Genomic DNA, 20,543 nt, shown 5'->3' with positions numbered 1-20,543 from the left:
TAGCCTGTGGAGTCGACTCCGTCGGAAGGGTTGTTGATGACGACTGCTTCGTTCAGTGCCGATACGACGCGCGCCGTCACCGAAGCGGCGTGTGCCGAAGCCGGGATTCCATCCGACGACGCGCGCCTGATGAGGCTTGGAGAGAACGCCCTCTTTCACATCCCGTCATGCAGCGTCGTTGTGCGAATCGCCCGCACGATGGACTACTGGGCCGATGTCGTTCGCGAAGTCGCCGTGTCGAAGTGGCTGCACCAAGCCGGTATTTCTGCAGCTCAGGTGGTGGACTCCGTGGGGCAGCCGCTTGCTGTCGATGGACACCCGGTGACCTTCTGGCGCTTCATTTCGGGCGAACCTGCGCCGTACTCCCGAATCGGCGACCTCGGGTCCCTACTTCGCCGGCTGCATGGGCTTGAGCCGCCAGCGGAGCTGCAGCTGCCGAACGAAGACATCCTCGACCGTGTCCAGCCGCGCGTCGAGAAGGCACCAATTGCGGAGTCCGACCGTCGGTTCCTGCTTCGTCGACTTGATGAGTTGTCCGATGAGGTGGCGGCCCTTGAGTACGTTTTGCCTGCTAGCGCGGTGCACGGGGATGCTCACATCGGGAACATCATGATTGCCGAGGACGGTGCGCCGGTGCTCATCGACTTCGAACGGTTCGCGTATGGGCAGCCGGAGTGGGATCTCGGCATGACCGCTACCGAGTTCAGGACCGCGGGCTGGTGGTCAGATGCCCAGTACCAGACGTTCGTTGATGCGTACGGCTTCGACGTCACCCAGTGGTCCGGGTTCCGGACTGTCCAAGCCGTCCATCAGCTCAAGATGACCACGTGGATCATGCAGAACGTGCAAGAAAGCCAGGACATCGCGGACGAGTACGACGCCCGGATGCGGACAATCCGCGATGGTCTCGCCTCGACCTGGTCACCGCGCTGAGCGGGGTTTCGGCACGTGGAGCTGGGGATAACGCTCGCGAAGGGTCGTGGTGAACGACCTGACGCGGGCGTCCCCTTCTCCGTGGCGTTGCACCAGATCCGCCCGGAAGTCCGTCAAGTAGCGGTGATACCGAGCTGAGTTGAGCGGTCCCGCGAGGTCAACCGCTTGGTGTGCAATCGACACAGCCTCATCGGATTCCCCGGCCTGAAGAGTCGAGGCGGCACTGACCATCCGCAAGAAGGCCTGCGTGCGTGTCGGGGTTTGCTGCACAGCGGTCTCGACGAATGACAGGGCTCGATCAGGCTGCCCGAGGTCCCGGAAGACGTGTGCCCACTCACCAGCGATTTCCGGCGCATCGACGTACGAAGCCCACGCAGGTTCAGCACCGGGATTGCCCTTGTCGAGCAAGGTCTCGGCGCGGCCCATGACGGAAGCGCACAGGGAGCTCTCTCCGACGCTCGCCAGAGCGCGGGCTTCGTGTGCGAGATAGAGCGTTTCGACGGTGGGCGTCGCGATGCCGCGCGTGGCGTGCTGCGCGGCCCGGGCGTACTCCGTCGCTTCCTTGAACTTTCCGAGGTAGTTCGCCTGGTGGCTCAGGTTCGCGAAGAGGCGTCCGCCGAGCATGTGATCGCCGGCTTCCCGAGCGAGTCGCAGCCCTTGCTTGAAGTACCTGCTGGCCGCGGCGTGCCTGCCGACGTCGTACGAGGTCCACCCGAGGAGCTGCGCCACCTCCGCCGCAGCGGAGAACAGCTCTCTTCTCGTTGCGTCCGGGTGTGACTGCTTGAGCGTCGGCAGCACGTTGCTCTGGAAGAACGCGAGCAGCATGGTCCGGAGATGTCCGCCGCCGTACTGGAAGTCGAGCTGCATGAAGCTGGCGGTCGTCGCGCGGATCGGCGCAGCGATGCCATTCCCGTAGCTGTCCAGGGGTTCCGCGACCACCAGAGGCTGCGCGAACAGGTAGCCGGTGATCGTCGTCGCGGTCGTGTCGGAGTTCCAATCGGGGCCGATCTGCGAGTCCTGCTGATCGGCCTCGGCAAGCTTGGTGAGGATCTGGATTGAGGTCTCGGTGCTTTCGGGGTAGCGAGCCCCGTCTTCAGCGATGTTTACGGCTTCGCCCTCGTCGTCGGCCGGGTCCGACGGGAAACCGATCTCGGCCAGCTTGACCTCGCGGCCCAGCTTCGAGCGCAGAGCCTCCGCGATGTACCGCTGGGTCTGGAGCTTGGGAACCTCACCGTCGCGAAACCAGCGACGGACTCGGTTGTGGTCCGGGCGCGCAGGCGGGTCGTCACCACGCTGTTCGCTGAGTGCCTTGATCCGTGAAGCAAGACCCTTGCTACTCATGTTGGCCGCGTCCATAACGGCCTTGAGCTGCGGGTTTTTGTACGACTCGTCCACGCGATCTCCTCCTGAGCGCATCTTCGCATTTCGCGCGCTCCCCCCGCACGCCTTTGCGCTCCCCCCTCCGCTCACTGCCGCTCCCCCGGGGGTGCGGAGGTGAACTAGTGCCATCGCAGGAAACGACAGCGAGCGAGGGAGTAAGCGATGGCGAAGAAGCAGTCACTTCCGGTTCTGCCGAAATCCGGGGGCGGCCCGGTGAAGTTTGTTGGGTTACTGCTCCTGGCGGGGTTCGTGGCGCTGGTCCTCAAGGCCCCCGCCGAGGCGGCCCAACTGGTGAAGGTGGTCGGGGCCGCGTTCAGCGGGGGCGCGGAGAGCTTGACGACCTTCGCGAATCAGGTCGGAGGCTGATCAGTGGCGACGCGGTTGATGAGGTCGGCGACGCGCTGGTCTACCTCGGAAAGTCGTCCTCGGAGCTCCTGCAGCTCGGTACGGACTTCGGCTAGCTCCGCTTCGATGGGGGCTGCCGCAGATGCCTCTGCTGGATCTCTCACGACGGCGGCAGCCTTTTCCCGCAACGTGACGAGACCTTCGCCGGCCAGGATCTTGAGCGCCGCTCCGACGGTGTTCGGCGCGGCTCCCAGTTGCTTGGCGAGTTCTCGCTGTGGGCGGAGTTTGTCGCCGGGGGAGTAGTCGCCAGACGTGATGGCTTCCCGTAGCTGATCTGCGATTTCGGTCCGGTCCAGAGCCATGAAACCCCTTTCGGTCGTATAGCAAGCCTACATCTGCCTTAAGCCAGTGCTTGACACAAGGGAGAACGTGTCTCTAATCTGACTTAAGTCAGAACGAACTGACGTAACTCAGAAGGGAACTTTGAGTGATGCGAACCACGTCGGAGCAGGTCAACGAGTCCGAGCTGTCGAACAAGCAGCTGCTGGCCCAGGCGCTTCAGGAAGCGATGGATGCGCACGCCAACGGCGAGTTGGGCGGTCCCGGCCTGGACGAGGTTCAGCTGAAGCGCGCAGCGCGGCGGGCTCGACGCGCCGACGCCGACCGGCTGCTGAACACCCAGATTCCGGGTGAGGAGGCGATCGCATGACCACGCAGGAGCGCATCGCGCGGGGCGATGACTTGTACACGCTGATGACGCACGTGCCGGGGGAGGACTTCGGAGCGCACCCGCTGTGCGCAGACGAGGACCCGGACCTGCACTTCCCGGTCTCGGAGGACGTGTCGGTGCCGCTGATCCGCGAGCAGGTCGAGCGGGCGAAGGCGGTCTGCGAGCAGTGCCCGTTGATGGCGACGTGCCGGGAGAACGCGATCAACCGCGGCAGTGAGGGCATCTGGGGCGCAACCACGACCGCCGAGCGAGCCGAGATCCGCCGCGAGCGTGGCCTGTCCGGCAAACGTCACCGACAGGTCGAGCCGCTGACGGCCCGCGACGTTTCCGCCGGGGCTGGCCGGGTGCTCGATGACCTGGAGCAGGTGCGGGGCGAGCGGTTGCCGCTGCTGCGCAAGCAGGTCAGGCAGGCGCTGTACCAGGCACGCCGGCGGGGCGACGGGGCCGACCAGCAGGCCGCGGCCGTGATGCGGCTGGTGCAGCCCGAGATCGACTGGCTGAACAACGAGCAGGACGCGCCCGGGGAGGTGGCGGCATGAGCGGGGTGCAGGTGGAGTTCCCGGAGCTGTGGGTGGCCGCTGTGGAGCGGGCGAACGCCCGCCACAGCGCGGCGCTCGGCGAGCTGGTGCGAAATCGCTGCGCTGAGGCCAAAAGTGAGTACGCCGCGGCGTGCCGTGAGTTCGCCGAGGTCCTGAGCGAGATGCCGGCGATGTGGCTGCCGTCCGGGCTGCACTGGGTACTGCGCCACCATGCCGTTGAGAGCTTGCGGGCCGATGCCAGGGACGCTGAGAGCTGGGCTCGGTTCATGCAGGGCGCGGGTGAGTAGTGATGGCGCCGGCGTTCGAGGTCTCGTGGGCTGAGGTGCTGTGCGGGGACTGCGCGCAGGACATCCTCGCTCGCGGGTGGGGTCCGCGGCATCAGCCGCTGCTGTGGGGTGAGACGTCGTGCACGGGGTGCGCGACGAACCTGGGGCGGTTGGCGCGGGAGGCCCGTGGCGAGGGTTTCCAGATCGCTCACTGGTCGCTGACGGTGCCGGAAGGCGCGGAGCGCTGGCGGACTGCCCAGCATGAGGCGGCGCACGCCGTGCTCGGAGAGCGCAATGGCCTGATCGTCACCAACGCCCAGATCGCGTCCTCCAGGGAGATGGTCGGTGGCGTCGAGAAGGAACTCAACGGCCACGTCCATTTCGACTTCCCGGAGGGCGGCGTGCCGCTGTCCAACCTGGCCAATGGCGTCCACGCCGGGTGGGCCGTCGATCGGCTCTGGCTGAAGAGCCTCGGTCTGGAGGGCGATTTGCCCGCGCAGCTGGATGCGGCGAAAGGGGCCGCTGCCGATATGGCCGCGATCGGCACCTACGACCCCGCCCCGGACGTGCATGTCCAGGCGATGCGCGACACCGACGCCCAGGTCCTCGAATACCGCGACGAGATCACGGCTGTGCAGGAAGAACTGCTGCGCAGCACCCGCATCGACGGCGACGCGGTGCGCCACGCGATGCAGCGAGTCCGTGAGGCCGACCAAACCCGCGCGATCGCCAAACGCACCACCCACCAGCCGAGCCCGCCCGGCGAGGGACCGGCCGGCACCGCACAACTTCCCGCCGCCGTGGCGGGTGGAACCAGCACACCGAACACAGGAGGAACAGGAATGTCGTTCACCGAGCAGGCAACCGCCACCCTGTCCGCCGCCAACGAGCGTGCGGGCTACATCCGGGGCGCGTTGCAGCAGGCGTCGATGGACATCCAGGAAAACGCCGCTCAGATCGGCATGGTCAGCAGCGAGGCGCAGACCCTCGCGGAGGTTTCGGCGGTCTACCGGCAGGCGATGGAGCAGCTCGAGCAGGTCCAGGGCTTGATCGAGCACGCCTCGACGGTCACTGAGACCTACGCCGCGTCGCTGCTGAGCTGAACCAGGGGAGAGCAACCACGATGTTCGGTTCATCCAAGAAGCGGAAATCGGCCCAGGGGCCGTTCTTCCGGCAGGACGGCTCGATGGGCGGTCTCCGGCGCGACGAGCTGGCGTGCCTGAGGCACAAGCACTCCTCCGGTGAGCAGATCTCGGACACCACGGTGCGCTGGACCTGCGAGTGCGGCGCCTACCAGGACCAGATCGACGCCGCCCGACCGCACGAGGACCACGAGGAGCCCACCGGGGCGTTCCTGGAGCAGGAGCTGCGGGGCACCCAGGGCGAGTCGAGTCCGTGGCGGTCGCAGGTCACCGGCAAGCCCATGCCGCAGGTTCAGCAGGAAACCCCGGGCACTCCGGGCAGTTCCGTGGAGGGCTCGGGGGTCTCCAGTGCCGCGCAGGCCCGCGCCGCGCTGGCCGACGCCAACGAGCGCGCCGGCTACGTCCGGGGAGCTCTGGCCCAGGCCCGGATGGATCTGGAGGAGATCACCGCGCAGATCAGCACCGTCAGCGGCAGGCACGACGCGCAGTCGCTGACCGAGGTGACCGGCTGCTACCAGCAGGCCGCCGAGCAGCTCGCCGAGATCAACCACCTGCTGTTCAGGGCCACCGAGCTCACCAAGACCTACGGACTTCGCCTACTCGCCTGAAAGAGGAACCCATGAGCAACAAGGACGTGTGGCACGAGGGCACGAAGTCCTGGTGGAACGGCTCGGTGAAGACCGACTGCGGCCTGACGCTCCCGAGCGGCACTTACACCAGTGACATGTGGGTGCTGTGGAAGACCGGCAAGACCTGCCCGACCTGCAAGGCACTAAAGAAGAACCGCAAGTGAACCAGCCCAGTGGGTTCCGGAAAGAGGTGACGGACATGGACATCGCAGAGATCGAGTGGCCGATGAGCCAGGAGGACTGCGACCACACCCTGTCGCAGATCTGCATCCCGGTCGGTGACGACGTCGGCTGGATCTGCGGCTCCTGCGGGAGCGAGCTCGACATCGACGTGTAGCCCCGCCCCGGCCCAGCAGCACAGTCGCCAAACCTACCTGCTGGGCCGGGTCTCCCGAACCGATCCGAAAACAACCGGATGGAGACCTCCGATGCTAGAGAACTTCCTCAACCACGGTGCGCGCGGCGTGCTGATGCTGGTCGGTCTGGCCGGCTTGCTGTTGCTGGCGACCGTGATGGTGACCAGGCGGGCCTTCCTGCCCGCCGTGCTGTTCAGCCTCCAGACCCTCGGAAACGCCCTGACCCGTGGCCTTACGGCGGCCGAACCGCGGCTGATCTCCGGGCTGTACCTGCTGATCTGCGTCTTGCAGCACCTGCGCGAGGACGTGGCGGCGCGACGTGCACGAAAGGCGGTGGCGGCATGAGCACGCGACCCAGCGGCGGCGACGTGATCGACGCCTACCTGACCAGCAACGACACGAGCGAGGGCAGCGGAATGCAGGGGTATCACTGGACCACCGAGAACCACCTGGAGACCGACCCGGCCGGCATCGACCCGGTGGCCGAGGTCAGCCCCGGTGACTACGACACCGCCGCCGACAGCGACATCTGGGCCACCGGTACCGGTCGGCGCGGCACGCGGGCGGCGATCCCGGACCCGGACCGTCTGGCCGCGATCCGGCGGGTGGCCGACCGGGTGGTGTCGATGCAGGACGACGACGTGCTCATCGAGGCCATGACCGAAGACGAGCTCGCCGAGGCCCGCGCGCTGGGTCGCCGGCGGCGGGAGGCCCGCCGCGGCCACGAGCACGACATGCTCACCGCCGACCTCGCCGAAGAGCAGGCCGCCGCCGAGCACGAGCGGGCCATGCGCACGCGGTACCGCCAGGCCCAGGAGCGCATCGCTGAGGCCAAGGAGCGCCAGCACCGGGCGACCGACCCGTCCTACCGGCTGGTGCTGCTCAACCGGCTGCGGACCTGGCTGCCGCTGGCCGCGCTGCTGCCCGGTCTGGCCTCGGTCGTGCTGGGCACGGTCAACGCCGGGAGCCGCCTGAACGTGATCTCGCCGGAGACCATGCTGGTGAACTGGCTGATCGAGCCGATGTTCAGCGTCGGGGTGCTGGTGATCCTGGTGGCCCAGTGGCTCGGTGCGGTGCCCTCAGCGCTGCACTCGCTCAAGCAGGCCGGCCGGGCCCACGGCCTCGGCGCGAAACTTCGGGCCGCCGCGGGCAACGGGTTCTTCCTGATGGAGCTGCTGCTGGTCGTGGCCACCCTCGTGCTGCAGATCGGCATCCACTACATCGGCCCCAAACCGGCCTCGGACATCGGCCCGCTGGTGTGGCTGTTCGTCCCGCTCGGGCTGCTGATCTCCATGGCCCTGGTTCCGGCGGTCTCCACCCGCCTCACGGCAGCGTTCGCCGGAGAGGTCGCCGCCGCCGAGAACGGCCTCACCACCCCCGCCGAGACACCCGAGGAAACCGGGTTCTCCACGGCTTCTGAGCTGCATCGGGAGAAGGACGGCGAGACCTCTCCGGTGAAGCCGGAGAACCCCTCCCGCTACGGCTCCAAGACCCGGGCACGGGAGCAGTTCTGGCAGCTGGTCAACACCGGCGAACTGGACCCGGCCACCGAGAAGGTCAACGCGATCGCCAAGCGCCTGAACACCCGCTGGGAGAACGCCCGCGAGTTCGTCGACGACTGGCGCAAGCACACCACCGCCTGACCAACCCCGACAGCTTCCTTCCTGACCCGGCTACGGCCGAAAGGTGATTGACGATGCAACCACATGAGGAGATCGAGACCCCCATGGGCGAGGTCCTGAACTTCCCGCACCGCCACCAGGCCGACACCGAACCGGCCACGGTGCACGCCACCGCCGAACGCCTCACCGACGACCAGACCAGCGCCGACGACGAGGTCGTGGACGCCGAGGTCGTGGCCCCCTCGACCGAGGTCGCCCCGCGCAAGCCCGTGGTGCCCCCGGCGCTGGCCGGCAAGGCGCGTGAGGCGGCTCCGGTGGTGAAAACCGCTGGCCTGACAGTCCTTCGCCACTCGTACTTCCTGGTGGCCGGGGCGTGGGACACCTTCTCGACCACCTACGGGCGCTGGACCGGCCGTCACATCGACGCCCAGATCGCCGCAGCTACGGCCGCGGGAGAGCACGGGGTCGCCGCTGAACTGCGCAAACAGCAGGCGCAGAGCAAGGAGCTGTTCCTGGAGCGGCTGAAGGTGTGGGGCCAGTTCCTCAAGCACCTGCCGATCGGCCTCGCCGGTCTGGTCGGGGCGGTGTTCGGGATCGTGTTCGTGGCCTCGATCATCGCCGCCTTGCAGCCGGGCGGGATGGGTTTCACCGACGTGTGGTCGGGGTTCTTCTCGGCTCTGAACAGCGGTTTCGAGTTCGTCGCCTGGGCTGCGGAGTGGTCGCCGTGGGCTGGACTGGCCGTGCTGCTCGGGGTGCTCGGGTCGGGTTACAACAAGCGCCGCCACCGCCAGGCCGTGCCGGCGTTCCTGGCCGCGCCCGGAAGCGGCGTGGGCGAGGTCGAGGTGACTCCCAGCGTGGTCGTGTCCGCGCTGCGCAGGGCCGGGATTCCGGCGCTGCGGCGGGCGATCGAGAACATGGACGAGCACCAGCGTGCCGCGATGCTCTCGCCGATCCGCCTCGCGGGGTGCGGTGTCGAGGTCGACGTGACCCTGCCTTCCAGCGGGGACACCACGGTGACCACCGAGCAGATCCGCGCCAAGCGCCGTGCGCTGGCCGAAGGGCTGGGGCGGCACGAGCACGAGGTGTTCATCACCAAGGCCGAGGCCGCCCGCACGGTGCGGTTCTGGATCGCCGACTCCGGCGCCCTGGACGAGCCGATCGGTGAATCCCCGCTGGTCGGAGAGGGTTTCGATAAGGCCGATGTCTTCTCGGGCAAGGCCCCGTGGGGTGTGACCCTGCGCGGGGAGGCGTTCCTGCTCAAGCTCTGGCAGTGCCACCTGCTGATCACCGGCCTGTCCAACCAGGGCAAGACCGCCTCCCTGCGGTCGCTGCTGCTGTGGCTGCTGCTGGATGCCTCGGTCGAGGTGCACCTGGCCGACCTCAAGGGTGTGGGCGACTACAACATGCTCAAGCCCCTGGTCAGCACCTACATCGCCGGACCCACCGACGAGCACGTCGCCGAGGCCACCGAGATGCTGGAGTGGGCCGTGGGCGAGATGAACCGCCGCATCACCGAGATCGAGGCCAACGCCGACGCCTACCCCAACGGCATCACCGCAGCCCTGTCCCGGGACGTGACCAGTGGTTTCCACCCGATCGTCCTGGTCGTCGATGAGGCCCAGGTGGCCTACGAGTGCCCCGCCAAGGACGAGGACGGCATCCCCTACGGCGGCTCGAAGGCCACCAGCCGGTTCTTCAACGCCGTCCGCAAGATCCAGAACCAGGGCCGGGCCGTGAACGTGACGTTCTGGCAGGGCACCCAGGACCCCACCAACGAAAACCTCCCCATCCGCGCCCGCAACGGTGCCCACATCCGCGCCTCGCTGGTCGTGGCCACCGAGTCCCAGTCCCGCATGGCCCTCGGCGACGCCGCCGTCGACGCAGGTGGGGCCGCCCCGCACGAGCTGCGGCAGGGCAAGGACAAAGGCGTGCTGGTGGTCAAGGACGCCGACAACACCATCGAAACCGTCCGCACCAACTTCATCGACGGCGCCACCGCCGAGCAGATCGCCGAACGCGCCCGCCTCCTGCGCGCCGGCACCCGCTTCCGCCGCACCGAACAGGCCCCCGAGCAGCGCGACCTGCTCGACGACGTCGCGACCGTGCTGGAGGACGCCGACAAGGTCAAGGCCACCGACGTCGTCGCCCGCCTGCGCAAGCTCGCCCCCAACCACCGGGCCTACCAGTCCCTCGACGGCGGCAAGCTCAAGACCCAGCTCGCCGAGGTCGGCGTCGACGTCAAGAAGGCCGACGGCATCCCCACCGTGTACACGCACCGTGTTCACGCCGCCCTCGCCGCCCGCGAGGGAGAGAACGAGCCCAGCTAGCCAAAACACCGCCCAACAGGCGGTGCCAGGCAGCCGGAACACACCGGCTCCCTGACTCCCTTCCAGCTCAAACCACCAGTTCAACCCCAGGGAACGGCCAAAGAGAACGCCGCAGGGAATTCTCCCTTGCTCCACCCGAATTCCCTCCCGCCTCCCTCGCCGTTCCCTTCCCCCAACACGCCCCACGGCAGCTACACACAGTGACATTTGGAGGATCGATGCTCACCCTCACCGACCTGTTCTGCGGCGCCGGAGGCTCCGCACTCGGGGCCACCGCCGTGCCCGGCATCGACCTGACCATCGCCGCCAACCACTGGCAGCTCGCGGTCGAGTCGCACGCCGCGAACTTCCCCGAGGCCGCGCACGACTGCGCCGACATTTCCCAGGTCGACGTCCGCCGCTACCCGACCACGGATCTGCTGTGGGCCTCGCCGGAGTGCACCAACCACTCCATCGCCCAGGGCCGCCGCCGAGCCGCCCAGCCCGACCTGTTCGGCGAGACCCTGCCCACCGAGGCAGCCGAACGCAGCCGGGCGACGATGTGGGACGTCCCCCGCTTCGCCGAGCACCACGGCTACCGCGCGATCGTGGTGGAAAACGTGGTGGACGCGGGCAAGTGGTCGATGTGGCCGGCCTGGCTGCACGCCATGTCCTGCCTCGGCTACCGCCACCAGCTGGTGTTCCTCAACTCCATGCACGCCCCCACGGTCAACGCCCCGCGTGCACCGCAGAGCCGGGACCGGCTGTACGTGGTGTTCACCAAGGAAGGCGACCCCGAGCCCAACGTGCAGCCGCGGCCGCTGGCCTGGTGCAGCTCGTGCGAGCGGGATGTGGCCGCGGTGCAGGTGTTCAAGAACGGCAAGGCCTGGGGCCGCTACCGATCCCAGTACGTCTACCGCTGCCCAACCCCGCGCTGCCACATCGACGTCGAGCCCTACGCCCTCCCGGCCGCCTCGGCGATCGACTGGTCGCTGCCGGGACAGCGCATCGGCGACCGAGACCGGCCGCTGAAGGCCGCCACGTTGCGGCGCATCGAGGAAGGCCTACGGCGTTACGCACAGGTGCCGCAGTTGGTGCCCTCCGGCGGGACCTGGAACCAGACCGGAACCCCGGTCACCGACCCGATGCGCACCCGCACCACCCGCGAGACCGAGGGCCTGCTGGTGCCGGTCGAAGGCCGCGAGGGCAAACAGGCCCGCCCCAGCTGGGAGCCGCTGCGCACCCAGACCGCCCGCAACGAAACCGCCCTGGTCGTCCCGTACTACCGCACCGGCACCGCCCTCCCGGCCGACGAGCCGCTGCCCACGGTCACCACCCACGACCGCCACGGCCTGGCATTCGTCGCCGAACTCCGAGGCGGCGGGTCCAGCGCGCGGCACGTAACCCAGCCGCTGGCCACGGTGACCGCCAACGGCAACCACCACGGACTCGTCCAGCACCCCGAACCCCAGCCCCGTGTGCGAGCTGAGGACTGCCAGTTCCGGATGCTCCAGCCCGCCGAAATCCAGCGAGCGATGGCCTTCCGCGACGACTACGACGTGCGCGGCACCCGCCGCGAACGCGTCCGCCAACTCGGCAACGCCGTCACCCCACCCGCCGCCGAGCACCTGCTCGGAGCCATCGCCCACGCCCTCGGACACACCCCTGCCACCAGCACCGAGAAGACCGCCGCATGAGGCCATCGGCCATGTTGAAGGGAACACCCACGATGCACACCCACACCGATCCCCGCACACGTCCCGAGGTTCCGAACCGAATCCCGCTGCAGCTGGGCAAGAACCAGGTCGTCGGGATTGTGGAGCCGACCCCGGTTCCCGGCCTGGCGGTCGCGCCGCGGCTGCGCCGCGACATCGTGACCGGGCAGTGGCGGTTCACCGGCCAATGGGGCCTGGTCCACGTCGCGTCCGGGTGCCAGGTCTTCAGCGGCGTCACCGGCGGCGCTCCGGGACACGTCCGCGATGCCGCGGTGATCCTCGGCGAGTACGGCATCGACTGGACGCTGCCAGCCGCCGAGCTCCGCGACCAGTACGGCGTTCGGGAAACCGTCCGGGCAGTGGCGTGTGAATTGGAGCGGGCAGTCGAGGACGGCCGGCCGGTGTGCCCGAAGGTCAGCAGCTGGCGACGGTGCACGCCCGCATGGCAGGTCGTCTTGCGCGACGCCGAGGGCAACGAGGTCGAGGCCTACGCGGACGTCACCTACGCCGATGCCGAGGACGTCGCGGTTGAGCTGGGCGTGGCACACGGCCTGCACGACCCGTCGCAACGCCGGGGTGCGGTCGTCGACATCACCGTCCAGCGCGGCGTGGACAGCGAGTGGGAACTGGCCTGCGCCCACCGCGACTGCCCGGAGGTCCTGGCCTACTTCGATCCCGTTGGCCCGGTCCGGCTTGCCAACCGAGCCCTGCTGGAGGAGATGGCCACCGCCGATGAGTGGCGGCGGATCGACGAGCGGCGGTGGCTGTGCCCGGACTGCCACCCCCTCTACCAGCAGGGCTGACGCTGCCCGCCCTTGCCGACCAATGTCCTTTGTGGAGGTGAACTCTCGTGACCACACACCAGGCCCCCAGCGCTGTTGCCGGGCAGTTGCGTGATCGGGCGCTGCTGCTGGCGGAGCGGGGCTGGAAGGTGTTCCCGCTGCGGCCGCGCACGAAGCGCAGCCCGGCCCTGCACGGGCGGAAAGACTGCCCCGCCACCGGCATCTGCGCCGGTGGACACCAGGGCTGGGAGCAGCGCGCGACCTCGGATGCCTCGCGGGTGTGGGCGTGCTGGTCGACCGCGGCGTTCAACGTCGCGGTCGCCACCGGCCCGTCGGGGCTGCTGGTCGTGGACTGCGACCAGCCCAAGCCCGGCTGGTCCTGGCCGGAAGGCTGGAACAGCAGGGGGGTCGCCAGCGGCCTCGAGGTCCTGACCGTGCTCGCCGACCAGGCCGCGGTGACGATGCCGGCGACTTTCACGGTGGCGACTCCGAGCGGGGGACGGCACTTCTACTTCCGCGCCCCAGCTGGGATGTGGCTGCGCAACACCAACGGCGACCACGGTGGGCTCGGGCCGCTCATCGACACCCGCGCCGGGGGCGGCTACGTCGTCGCCCCGGGCTCGATCACCCCCGACGGGGTCTACGAGCTCATCGACGATTCCGAACCGGTGGAGTTGCCCGCCTGGTTGGTCCAGGCCCTCGCTCCCAAGCCCCCAGCGACGGTTTCAGCGCCTCGTGAGATCCCCGCTGTGCGCGCCTCCCGCTACGTGGCCGCCGCGGTCCGCAACGAGTGCGACCGGCTCGCAGCGACCGGTACAGGCGCGCAGAACCAGGCCCTGTTCACCGCCGCCCTCGCCCTCGGGCGGCTGGTGGCCGGGGGAGCGGTCGAGGAGACCGTGGTGCGGGAGGCGTTGCACCACGCTATGTCCCGGCTTCCGCTGACCCGCCCGAACGAGCCGTGGACCCCGGCCCAGATCGACGCCACGATCACCTCCGGGTTCCGCTGCGCGGCCCGCAACCCCCGCTCGATCGGTGTCCGGGGTGATGCGGCATGACCGAAGCCCACGCCACCCCCTCCCGGCCGTCGGTGTGGCCGGTCGGCGACGACGGACGCCCGAAGGTCCGCATCAGCACCAACCCCGACGCCATCCGCGTGCTCACCACCGCGGTCGGATCCCGGCTGCTGCCCGACACCTACGTCCAAGACGGCGCCCCCGTGCTCGTCGAGGCCGTCTCTGGCGCTGGGGACCCGACCGCCGGCGACGACGACGTCAGCCTGCCCCTGTCGGCGGTGCGGCTGGACCGGTCGCTGCTGGCAAGCCTGCTGGCCGAGCACCTCAACGTCGTGTGCCCGGAGGTCGACAAGCAAGGCAACCACATCGAGGTCGAGAAAACCCCAGCGCAATCAGCACTCGGGGCGGTGCTCTCGCGCCGTTCCTGGCCCGACCTGCCGGTTCTGCGACGGATCATCTCCACACCCGTGCTCCGGCCCGACGGGACGCTGTTGCAGCAGCCCGGCTACGACCCGGCCACCGGGTTCCTACTGGCAGGGCGCAGCCACCTCGAACCGGTGCCCGACCAGCCCACGCAGGAAGACGTGGAAGCGGCGAAGGAGTTCCTGCTGAACACGTTCCTGCGCGACTTTCCCTGGAAGACGCTGGCGGACAGGGCGAACTACCTCGGCCTGCTGGCCACACCGATCCTGCGCCCGTTTACCCGTGCGCTGTCCCCGTTCGGCGTCATCGACGCCACCATGCCCGGCTCAGGCAAGACCATCCTGTCGGGCTGCGCGGGAATGCTCTCCGGACAACGCGTGCTCACCTGGACCGACTCCGACGAGGAACTGCGCAAATCCATCACGTCCGTCCTGGCTGACCAGACCGGCGTGGTCGTGTTCGACAACCTCGAAGAAGGCCACGTCATCAACTCCGCCGTGCTCGCGCACCTGGTGACCGAGCGGACCTGGACCGACCGCAAGCTGGGCACGAACTCGGCACCCTCGTTCGAGAACGACCGGTTGTGGCTGGCCACCGGCAACAACCTCCGCGTCGGCGGCGACATGGCCTCCCGCAGCGTGTGGATCCGCCTCGACCCCGACTGCCCCCGCCCCGAAGCCCGCAGCGGATTCACCATCCCCAACCTCGACACCTGGATCCTCGACCCCGCCAACCAAGCCACCGTCCTGCGCCACCTTCTGGTGCTCATCCTCGACTGGACAGCCGCCGGCGCCCCGATCTCAACCAGCGTCCCGCAGATGCGGCAGTTCACCCGCTGGGCACAGCACCTCGGCGGATTCCTCGAACACCACGGCATCGGGCACTTCCTGGCCAACGCCGAAGACAACCGTGTCCTCGATGACGACGCCGCTGAGTGGCGCGCATTCCTGCTGCGCTGGCACCAGCTCCACGGATCGACGCCAATCGGTACAAAAGCCCTGCGCGCCACCGCAGAAGAGGTCCTGGGCACTGGGGATGGCCCCTGGCAAGGCACCTTCCCCACAACCGAGGCCGGAAAGCTGCTGTCCACGAGGTCCCTCGGACGCAAGCTCACTGGTCAAGTCGGGAGGTGGCGCGGCGACATCGTGCTACGGAGCGTGTACGACACGCACGCCAGCAGCCACCAGTACTGGGTCGAACGCCAGGACGGAACTTCTTGACCCCCCGAAACAAACCCGCAAACCCGCAAACCCGCAGAAACCACCACTGAACAGGAAAAAGAAGCCGGGACAGGGACGGGGGCCAAACCCGCCACGTCCACCACCAAACCCGCAAACCCGCAAAACCCAGCACTCCAAACCCGCAAACCCGCACCAAACCCGCAAACAAAACCCCAGATCAAACCCAGTTTTGCAGGTTTGCGGGTTTAAAACGCCAATCCCCAGCCCAGAAATCCCCACCACTGTTCCAGCCTCATTCGAGCTCACCAGGGAGTCACAGTGAGTATCAGCGACGGTAGCGAGCTCCAGCTCTACACGAAGCAGGAAGCGGCGGAGCTCCTGAAGGTCAAGGTGAGTTGGCTGGAGCGCCGCTGCGCGCGGAGACAGGTCCCGTTCGTGATGTTGAGCGGCCAGTACCGCTTCACGCCTGAGCACCTGGCCGAGATCGTGCGCCTGAACGAGCAGCCGGCGGGTGTGTCCTCGATCAGCACTGAGCGGCGTAAGCGGCGTCCGCGCGTGGCTGTGCGGCAGCCGCCGGACGGGTTCGTGCCGCTACGTCCCCGACAGCGTCGGGCTTCCTGAGAACCGGAACGAGAGGAACCACTGGTGGCTTACGCAGAAAAGCGTGGGAAGTTCTGGCGTGCACGCTGGCACGGGCCGGACGGCCGGCTTGAATCCCGCTCGGGCTTCGAGAGGAAGTCGGCGGCGGTCGAGTACGCGCAGGACCAGGAAGCAGCGATCCGGAACAACACGTACCGCGACCCTCGTGAAGCGAGCATGACGCTGACCGAGTGGGTCAACGTGTGGTTCCCCAGCCTCGATCTGGAGCTGTCCACCTTGGATAGCTACCGCTACCACATCGAGATGCACATCCTGCCGACGTTCGGTGACTGGGACCTCCGAGCGCTGGAGCACGCACCCGAGGAGATCGCGAAGTGGGAACGCGGTCTCCCCGTATCTCGCCGGACCGCGCAGGAAGCGCGGTCCACGCTGACCAACCTGCTCAACGACGCGATTCCGCGCTACCTGTCGACCAACCCCGCTGCGAGGAAGCGGGGCAAGGGCAAGAAGGGGCAGCGGCGCATCGCCGAGGCGGAGCAGCGGGAACGGGCGTGGGCGGCTCCCACTCAGGCGCTGCTGCTGGCCGAGCGGTGCGCCCTGCTGTCGGGCGACGATCTCGACTTCATCCTGGTCGTGACTGCGGCGTACACCGGCATGCGCTGGAGTGAGTTGATGGCGCTCGCCCCGTCGGCCCTCAGCCCGGGAAAGATCGAGGTGAACTGGAAGCTCTACGAGCTCGACGGGCAGTTCTACCTGGGGCGTCCCAAGGACGGCTCGATGCGCACCATCGACAGCCCGCCCTTCCTCGACGACCTGTTGGGCAGGGTCAAGCCGCAGCGGTGTGACTGCGCGGGCACGGGGGAGTGGTGCCCGGGCGCGGAGTACCTGTTCCTGTCCTCGGACCGGGCGCACTTCCGCCGGTCGAACTACGCCACGCGGCGCTTCCGGCCGGCGGCGAACGGTTGGTATCCGGGACGGACGAAGCGTCCGGCCCGGCCGGTTCTGGCGGACGTCAGCGAAGGCTTTCCGGGGCGTCCTGTGCAGCCGTGGCCAGCCGCTGAGCCCGACAAGCCCTTCATCCCGCCTGTGGGCCGGGGCCGACCGCGGTTGGTGCACGTCGATGACGGGCGCGGGAGGTGTGCGTCGTGCGAGAAGACGCAGCTGCTCCGCCTCGACGGCACCTTGATCGCCCACGACGGTCCGGATGGCGCGGAGTGCACGGGTACGGGGGCGCGTCCCGCTGCCGATGTGCCGGTGGCGTCCTGGGTCCCGTTGATCCCTGGACTCACACCGCACGGGCTCCGACACGGACACCAGCCGATGATGGACAACGCGGGAGTGCACTACGTGCTTCAGTCCGAACGGATGGGCCACGAAGTGCCCGGGATGCGCGGCACCTACGCCCACCCGACACCGGAGATGCGAGCCCAGCTCATGGCGGTTCTGCCGCAGCTCTGGGATGAGGCTCTGAAGACCCGCGTGAGGCTGTCGTCACAGTCGCCGGTTCCGGTCCTGGACGAGCTGCTGACGCCCTACCGGGAGGCGTAATCGCGGAGTTCCACTCCCATTTCGCTCCCAAAATCGGACATCATCAGATCAAAAAGCTCCGGCCGACTGCCTGTATGGCAGTCGGCCGGAGCTTTGACCTGCATCTTTCTCTAGGGTGAGTGACGGGAATCGAACCCGCGACACCTGGGACCACAACCCAGTGCTCTACCGACTGAGCTACACCCACCTCGGCCGCTCGGACCGGCCCTGTCGGGCCCCGTCCGGAGCAACGGAAACCATCCTAGCGTGTGCCCGCCACGGGATTTCCACCGCCTCCGGTTTTCGCGTCCGAGCAGCTCAGCGGGTCCTCAGGACTGCTCGCGGGCTCGCGTGGTCCCGCTGACCCCACCGGGGTCGCTGAGCAGTTCGGCGGCGACGGCCTGGGCCTGCTCGCTGCTCGGACCGGGGTGCGGGACGAACGCGGTGCGCCGGTAGTACGCGAGCTCGCGGATGGATTCGCGGATGTCGGCCAGCGCGCGGTGGGCGAGTCCCTTCTCCGGCTGCGCGTAGTAGATGCGCGGGTACCAGCGCCGGCAGAGCTCCTTGATGGAGGAGACGTCGACCATCCGGTAGTGCAGGTGCGCGTCGAGCTGCGGCATGTCGCGCGCGATGAACCCGCGGTCGGTGGCGATGGAGTTGCCCGCCAGCGGCGCGGACCGCACGTCGGGCACGTACTGCCGGATGTACTCCAGGACCTGCTGCTCTGCTTCGGCGAGGGTCACCTGGGATGCGCGGACCTCCTCGGTGAGCCCCGAGCGGTCGTGCATGTCGCGCACGACCTCGGGCATGCCCGAGAGGGCGTCGTCGTCGGCGTGGATGACGATGTCCACGCCTTCGCCGAGGATGTTGAGGTCCGCGTCCGTGACCAGGGCGGCGATCTCGATCAACGCGTCCTTGCCGAGCTCCAGCCCGGTCATTTCGCAGTCGATCCACACTAGACGGTCATTCACTCGACGCAGCCTAACTCCCGCGACCGGTTGATCGCGGGAAGAGTGTCGGGATCGAAAGCTTCGGGGCTACCCGTCGAGGTGCGTCCGGAGTTCGCGGGGAACGACCTTGCCGGTGGCGTTGCGGGGGAGCTCGTCGAGGAAGATCACGTCGCGGGGGACGGCGAACTTCGACACCCGGCTGCGGACGTGGTCGCGCACCTGGTCGGCGTCCATGGAGCCCTTCTCGCGCGGGACGACGAACGCGGCCAGGCGCTGGCCGAAGTCGGCGTCGTCGACCCCGATGACGGCGGCTTCGGAGACCTCGGCGATGCCGACGATGGCGTCCTCGGCTTCCTTGGGGTAGATGTTCTCGCCGCCGGAGATGATCATGTCGTCCTCGCGGCCGGCGATGAACAACCGCCCGGAGTGGTCGAACCTGCCCAGGTCGCCGGTGGACATGAGCCCTTCGCGGCGTTCGCGGCTGTTGCCGTTGGTGTAGCCGTCGAACAGCATGTCGTTGCCGGCGAAGATCCGGCCGGTCTCACCGCGGCGGACGGGTTCGCCGTTGTCGTCGAGGATGCGCACGGTGGTGCCGCGCGGCGGCCGCCCGGCCGAGGACGGTGCGGCCCGCAGGTCGGCGGGGGTGGCGATGCTCACCCAGGAGACCTCCGTGGAGCCGTAGAGGTTGTAGAGGACCGGGCCGAAGGCGCGCTGGAAGGTGGTGGCCAGGTCACCGGGCAGCGCGGAGCCGCTGGCGGCGACGACGCGCAGCGACGAGGTGTCGAAGCGCTCGCGCTCCTCGGCGGGCAGGTCGAGCATCCGCTGGAGCATGACCGGGACGCCGAACATGCCGCCGACGCGGTGCCGCTGGATGGTGCGCAGCGCGTCGATCGCGTCGAACTTGCGGCGCAGCACCAGGGTGGCGCCGAGGACGGCGGAGAGCTGGAATCCGGCGATGCCCCAGGTGTGGAACAGGGGAGCGCTGAGCAGCACGCGCTCGCCCGCTCGCAGCGGGATGCGGGAGAACACCGCGCCGGCCGGGTTCAGGCTCGGCGGGTCGGGGCGGCGGGCGCCCTTGGGCGTGCCGGTGGTGCCGGAGGTGAGCACGATCAGCCGCGAGTGCCGCTTGGGCCGCGGCACCTGCTTGCCGGTGCCGGTGGCGATGAGGTGGTCGAGGGTGTTGTGCTCGGTGGGTCCGTCGGCCCAGCCGAGGACGACGTCGAGGTCGCCGGGCAGGTCCTGCAGGTGCCCGGCGAACTCCTCGTCGAGGACGAGCACGCTGACGTCCTGCTCGGCGAGCACGTCGGCGAGCTGGCGGGTGCTGAGCCCGACGTTGAGCAGCACCACGTCGACGCCGAGCTTCGCCGCGGCGACGATGACCTCGACGGGGCCGTGGTGGTTGCGGGTGAGCACGCCGATGCGGGTCTTGCCGGGCACGCGGTCGCGCAGCGCGGCGGCCAGGCGGGTGGTGCGGGTGGCGAGTTCGGCGTAGCTGAGCGCGCCGCGCTCGTCGATCACAGCGGGGCGATCGGGGTGGCGGGCGGCGCCGACGGCGAAGCCGAGCGGCAGGGTGATGCCCCACCGGCGGTAGGCCAGCGCGATGCGCACCAGCTTGTCCGGCCTCATGGGCCGGACGACGCCTTGTTTGACCAGCACGAACAAGGTGTGCAGTGCCGGTGCGGCGTGGTTGGCAAGAAAACTGGGCATTCGCCGCAAAGCGCTCACTCGGTCACCCCTCGTCCGTGAAACCTACTCGGGAGTAGATTGTGCCGTGAGTAATCCTCCCGGCCAAGTCCTCCGTGTCGAGTATCCCGGTTCCGCGATCGCGAGAGGGCGGAGCGGCTCCCCTCCTCACCGCTCCTGAAGGCCCACCGCCAGGCGCGATGGAAGTTAGGCGGCGCGGAGAGGAAAGGGAGTTTCCTCGCCGCGCCGACCCCCAGGTTCCTAGTTGTAGTGCCTTGGGAGGTTGTGAACGGTTGACACGGGGTCGGATGATCTTGGAATGAGTGAGGACCTCCGGGTTCGGTGTGGATCACCACAATCTGCACCGATCACCAGGAGGTCCTCGTGTGTCACCGTAACGCTCCGCTGACCGAGACGGGCA

Annotated in this window: 22 protein-coding genes and 1 tRNA gene; 18 read left to right on the top strand and 5 right to left on the bottom strand. The window is 68.5% G+C overall.

Annotated elements, in window-relative coordinates:
* Positions 1 to 36 precede the first annotated feature (36 nt).
* The gene (locus tag E1181_RS25660) at positions 37 to 933 is read left to right on the top strand and encodes a phosphotransferase family protein (protein ID WP_132678594.1); all 897 of its coding nucleotides are present in this window, start codon (positions 37 to 39) and stop codon (positions 931 to 933) included.
* Here E1181_RS25660 and E1181_RS25655 read toward each other — a convergent pair.
* A complete protein-coding gene (locus E1181_RS25655; RefSeq protein WP_132678592.1) occupies positions 922 to 2,328 on the bottom strand; it encodes a hypothetical protein in 1,407 nt (468 codons plus the stop codon). The genes E1181_RS25660 and E1181_RS25655 overlap by 12 nt on opposite strands.
* A gap of 147 nt (positions 2,329 to 2,475) precedes the next feature.
* On the opposite strand from E1181_RS25655, the gene E1181_RS25650 reads away from it, so the two are divergent.
* Positions 2,476 to 2,679, top strand: a complete 204-nt coding sequence (locus E1181_RS25650) for a hypothetical protein (protein ID WP_132678590.1) — start codon at positions 2,476 to 2,478, stop codon at positions 2,677 to 2,679.
* Here the strand turns inward: E1181_RS25650 and E1181_RS25645 are convergent.
* Positions 2,664 to 3,020 carry a winged helix-turn-helix domain-containing protein gene (locus E1181_RS25645; protein ID WP_132678588.1) on the bottom strand — a complete coding sequence of 119 codons (357 nt, stop codon included), beginning with the start codon at positions 3,018 to 3,020 and terminating at the stop codon, positions 2,664 to 2,666. The genes E1181_RS25650 and E1181_RS25645 overlap by 16 nt on opposite strands.
* A 128-nt stretch (positions 3,021 to 3,148) precedes the next feature.
* Between E1181_RS25645 and E1181_RS25640 the strand changes: the two genes are divergently transcribed.
* The 16 genes from E1181_RS25640 (at position 3,149) to E1181_RS25575 (ending at position 17,510) form a co-directional block, all read left to right on the top strand.
* Entirely contained in the window at positions 3,149 to 3,367 is a 219-nt protein-coding gene (locus E1181_RS25640) for a hypothetical protein (protein ID WP_132678586.1), read from the top strand.
* Complete coding sequence (locus E1181_RS25635) at positions 3,364 to 3,927, top strand: WhiB family transcriptional regulator (protein WP_235877041.1); 564 nt, start codon at positions 3,364 to 3,366, stop codon at positions 3,925 to 3,927. The genes E1181_RS25640 and E1181_RS25635 overlap by 4 nt, the downstream gene beginning before the upstream one ends.
* Complete coding sequence (locus E1181_RS25630) at positions 3,924 to 4,214, top strand: hypothetical protein (RefSeq protein WP_132678584.1); 291 nt, start codon at positions 3,924 to 3,926, stop codon at positions 4,212 to 4,214. The genes E1181_RS25635 and E1181_RS25630 overlap by 4 nt, the downstream gene beginning before the upstream one ends.
* 2 nt (positions 4,215 to 4,216) lie before the next feature.
* A complete protein-coding gene (locus tag E1181_RS25625) occupies positions 4,217 to 5,296 on the top strand; it encodes a hypothetical protein (protein WP_132678582.1) in 1,080 nt (359 codons plus the stop codon).
* Positions 5,297 to 5,316: 20 nt separating this feature from the next.
* Positions 5,317 to 5,943 carry a hypothetical protein gene (locus E1181_RS25620; RefSeq protein WP_132678580.1) on the top strand — a complete coding sequence of 209 codons (627 nt, stop codon included), beginning with the start codon at positions 5,317 to 5,319 and terminating at the stop codon, positions 5,941 to 5,943.
* Between the two features lie 11 nt (positions 5,944 to 5,954).
* Positions 5,955 to 6,128, top strand: a complete 174-nt coding sequence (locus tag E1181_RS31585) for a hypothetical protein (protein ID WP_165944751.1) — start codon at positions 5,955 to 5,957, stop codon at positions 6,126 to 6,128.
* Between the two features lie 35 nt (positions 6,129 to 6,163).
* On the top strand, positions 6,164 to 6,301 hold the full coding sequence (locus E1181_RS31580) for a hypothetical protein (protein WP_165944753.1): 138 nt from the start codon (positions 6,164 to 6,166) through the stop codon (positions 6,299 to 6,301).
* Positions 6,302 to 6,392: 91 nt separating this feature from the next.
* Positions 6,393 to 6,665, top strand: coding sequence for a hypothetical protein (locus E1181_RS25615; protein WP_132678578.1), 273 nt, complete (start codon positions 6,393 to 6,395; stop codon positions 6,663 to 6,665).
* Complete coding sequence (locus E1181_RS25610; protein WP_132678576.1) at positions 6,662 to 7,963, top strand: hypothetical protein; 1,302 nt, start codon at positions 6,662 to 6,664, stop codon at positions 7,961 to 7,963. Before E1181_RS25615 ends, E1181_RS25610 begins: the two co-directional genes overlap by 4 nt.
* Positions 7,964 to 8,016: 53 nt before the next feature.
* Positions 8,017 to 10,269: an FtsK/SpoIIIE domain-containing protein gene (locus E1181_RS25605; protein ID WP_207922313.1), complete on the top strand. Its 2,253-nt coding sequence runs from the start codon at positions 8,017 to 8,019 to the stop codon at positions 10,267 to 10,269.
* Positions 10,270 to 10,487: 218 nt separating this feature from the next.
* Entirely contained in the window at positions 10,488 to 11,945 is a 1,458-nt protein-coding gene (locus E1181_RS25600; RefSeq protein WP_132678574.1) for a DNA cytosine methyltransferase, read from the top strand.
* Between the two features lie 11 nt (positions 11,946 to 11,956).
* A complete protein-coding gene (locus E1181_RS25595; RefSeq protein WP_165944752.1) occupies positions 11,957 to 12,766 on the top strand; it encodes a hypothetical protein in 810 nt (269 codons plus the stop codon).
* A 47-nt stretch (positions 12,767 to 12,813) separates the two neighbouring features.
* Entirely contained in the window at positions 12,814 to 13,800 is a 987-nt protein-coding gene (locus E1181_RS25590; RefSeq protein WP_132678570.1) for a bifunctional DNA primase/polymerase, read from the top strand.
* Positions 13,797 to 15,401, top strand: a complete 1,605-nt coding sequence (locus E1181_RS25585; protein WP_132678568.1) for a hypothetical protein — start codon at positions 13,797 to 13,799, stop codon at positions 15,399 to 15,401. The genes E1181_RS25590 and E1181_RS25585 overlap by 4 nt, the downstream gene beginning before the upstream one ends.
* A gap of 279 nt (positions 15,402 to 15,680) precedes the next feature.
* A complete protein-coding gene (locus tag E1181_RS25580) occupies positions 15,681 to 15,983 on the top strand; it encodes a helix-turn-helix domain-containing protein (RefSeq protein WP_132678566.1) in 303 nt (100 codons plus the stop codon).
* Between the two features lie 24 nt (positions 15,984 to 16,007).
* Positions 16,008 to 17,510 (top strand): tyrosine-type recombinase/integrase, encoded by a 1,503-nt coding sequence (locus E1181_RS25575; protein ID WP_132678564.1) that lies wholly within the window; start codon positions 16,008 to 16,010, stop codon positions 17,508 to 17,510.
* A gap of 114 nt (positions 17,511 to 17,624) precedes the next feature.
* Here the strand turns inward: E1181_RS25575 and E1181_RS25570 are convergent.
* From E1181_RS25570 to E1181_RS25560, 3 genes are all read right to left on the bottom strand, one after another.
* Positions 17,625 to 17,697, bottom strand: a tRNA-His gene (locus E1181_RS25570).
* A 121-nt stretch (positions 17,698 to 17,818) separates the two neighbouring features.
* The gene (orn, locus tag E1181_RS25565; protein WP_132678563.1) at positions 17,819 to 18,460 is read right to left on the bottom strand and encodes an oligoribonuclease; all 642 of its coding nucleotides are present in this window, start codon (positions 18,458 to 18,460) and stop codon (positions 17,819 to 17,821) included.
* Between the two features lie 66 nt (positions 18,461 to 18,526).
* Positions 18,527 to 20,146, bottom strand: a complete 1,620-nt coding sequence (locus E1181_RS25560; RefSeq protein ID WP_132678561.1) for an AMP-binding protein — start codon at positions 20,144 to 20,146, stop codon at positions 18,527 to 18,529.
* Positions 20,147 to 20,543 lie beyond the last annotated feature (397 nt).

This window comes from Saccharopolyspora terrae (genome assembly GCF_004348435.1).
GTDB lineage: Bacteria > Actinomycetota > Actinomycetes > Mycobacteriales > Pseudonocardiaceae > Saccharopolyspora > Saccharopolyspora endophytica.
The sequence above is the reverse complement of the archived record's forward strand: the minus strand, read 5'-3'. Positions and strand labels throughout refer to the sequence as shown.

What these genes read in the sequence shown, in the direction of transcription:
- E1181_RS25660 (WP_132678594.1), top strand. Translation starts at nt 37, where the DNA reads ATGACGACTGCTTCGTTCAGTGCCGATACGACGCGCGCCGTCACCGAA.
- E1181_RS25650 (WP_132678590.1), top strand. Translation starts at nt 2,476, where the DNA reads ATGGCGAAGAAGCAGTCACTTCCGGTTCTGCCGAAATCCGGGGGCGGC.
- E1181_RS25645 (WP_132678588.1), bottom strand. Translation starts at nt 3,020, where the DNA reads ATGGCTCTGGACCGGACCGAAATCGCAGATCAGCTACGGGAAGCCATC.
- E1181_RS25640 (WP_132678586.1), top strand. Translation starts at nt 3,149, where the DNA reads ATGCGAACCACGTCGGAGCAGGTCAACGAGTCCGAGCTGTCGAACAAG.
- E1181_RS25635 (WP_235877041.1), top strand. Translation starts at nt 3,364, where the DNA reads ATGACCACGCAGGAGCGCATCGCGCGGGGCGATGACTTGTACACGCTG.
- E1181_RS25630 (WP_132678584.1), top strand. Translation starts at nt 3,924, where the DNA reads ATGAGCGGGGTGCAGGTGGAGTTCCCGGAGCTGTGGGTGGCCGCTGTG.
- E1181_RS25625 (WP_132678582.1), top strand. Translation starts at nt 4,217, where the DNA reads ATGGCGCCGGCGTTCGAGGTCTCGTGGGCTGAGGTGCTGTGCGGGGAC.
- E1181_RS25620 (WP_132678580.1), top strand. Translation starts at nt 5,317, where the DNA reads ATGTTCGGTTCATCCAAGAAGCGGAAATCGGCCCAGGGGCCGTTCTTC.
- E1181_RS31585 (WP_165944751.1), top strand. Translation starts at nt 5,955, where the DNA reads ATGAGCAACAAGGACGTGTGGCACGAGGGCACGAAGTCCTGGTGGAAC.
- E1181_RS31580 (WP_165944753.1), top strand. Translation starts at nt 6,164, where the DNA reads ATGGACATCGCAGAGATCGAGTGGCCGATGAGCCAGGAGGACTGCGAC.
- E1181_RS25615 (WP_132678578.1), top strand. Translation starts at nt 6,393, where the DNA reads ATGCTAGAGAACTTCCTCAACCACGGTGCGCGCGGCGTGCTGATGCTG.
- E1181_RS25610 (WP_132678576.1), top strand. Translation starts at nt 6,662, where the DNA reads ATGAGCACGCGACCCAGCGGCGGCGACGTGATCGACGCCTACCTGACC.
- E1181_RS25605 (WP_207922313.1), top strand. Translation starts at nt 8,017, where the DNA reads ATGCAACCACATGAGGAGATCGAGACCCCCATGGGCGAGGTCCTGAAC.
- E1181_RS25600 (WP_132678574.1), top strand. Translation starts at nt 10,488, where the DNA reads ATGCTCACCCTCACCGACCTGTTCTGCGGCGCCGGAGGCTCCGCACTC.
- E1181_RS25595 (WP_165944752.1), top strand. Translation starts at nt 11,957, where the DNA reads ATGTTGAAGGGAACACCCACGATGCACACCCACACCGATCCCCGCACA.
- E1181_RS25585 (WP_132678568.1), top strand. Translation starts at nt 13,797, where the DNA reads ATGACCGAAGCCCACGCCACCCCCTCCCGGCCGTCGGTGTGGCCGGTC.
- E1181_RS25560 (WP_132678561.1), bottom strand. Translation starts at nt 20,146, where the DNA reads ATGCCCAGTTTTCTTGCCAACCACGCCGCACCGGCACTGCACACCTTG.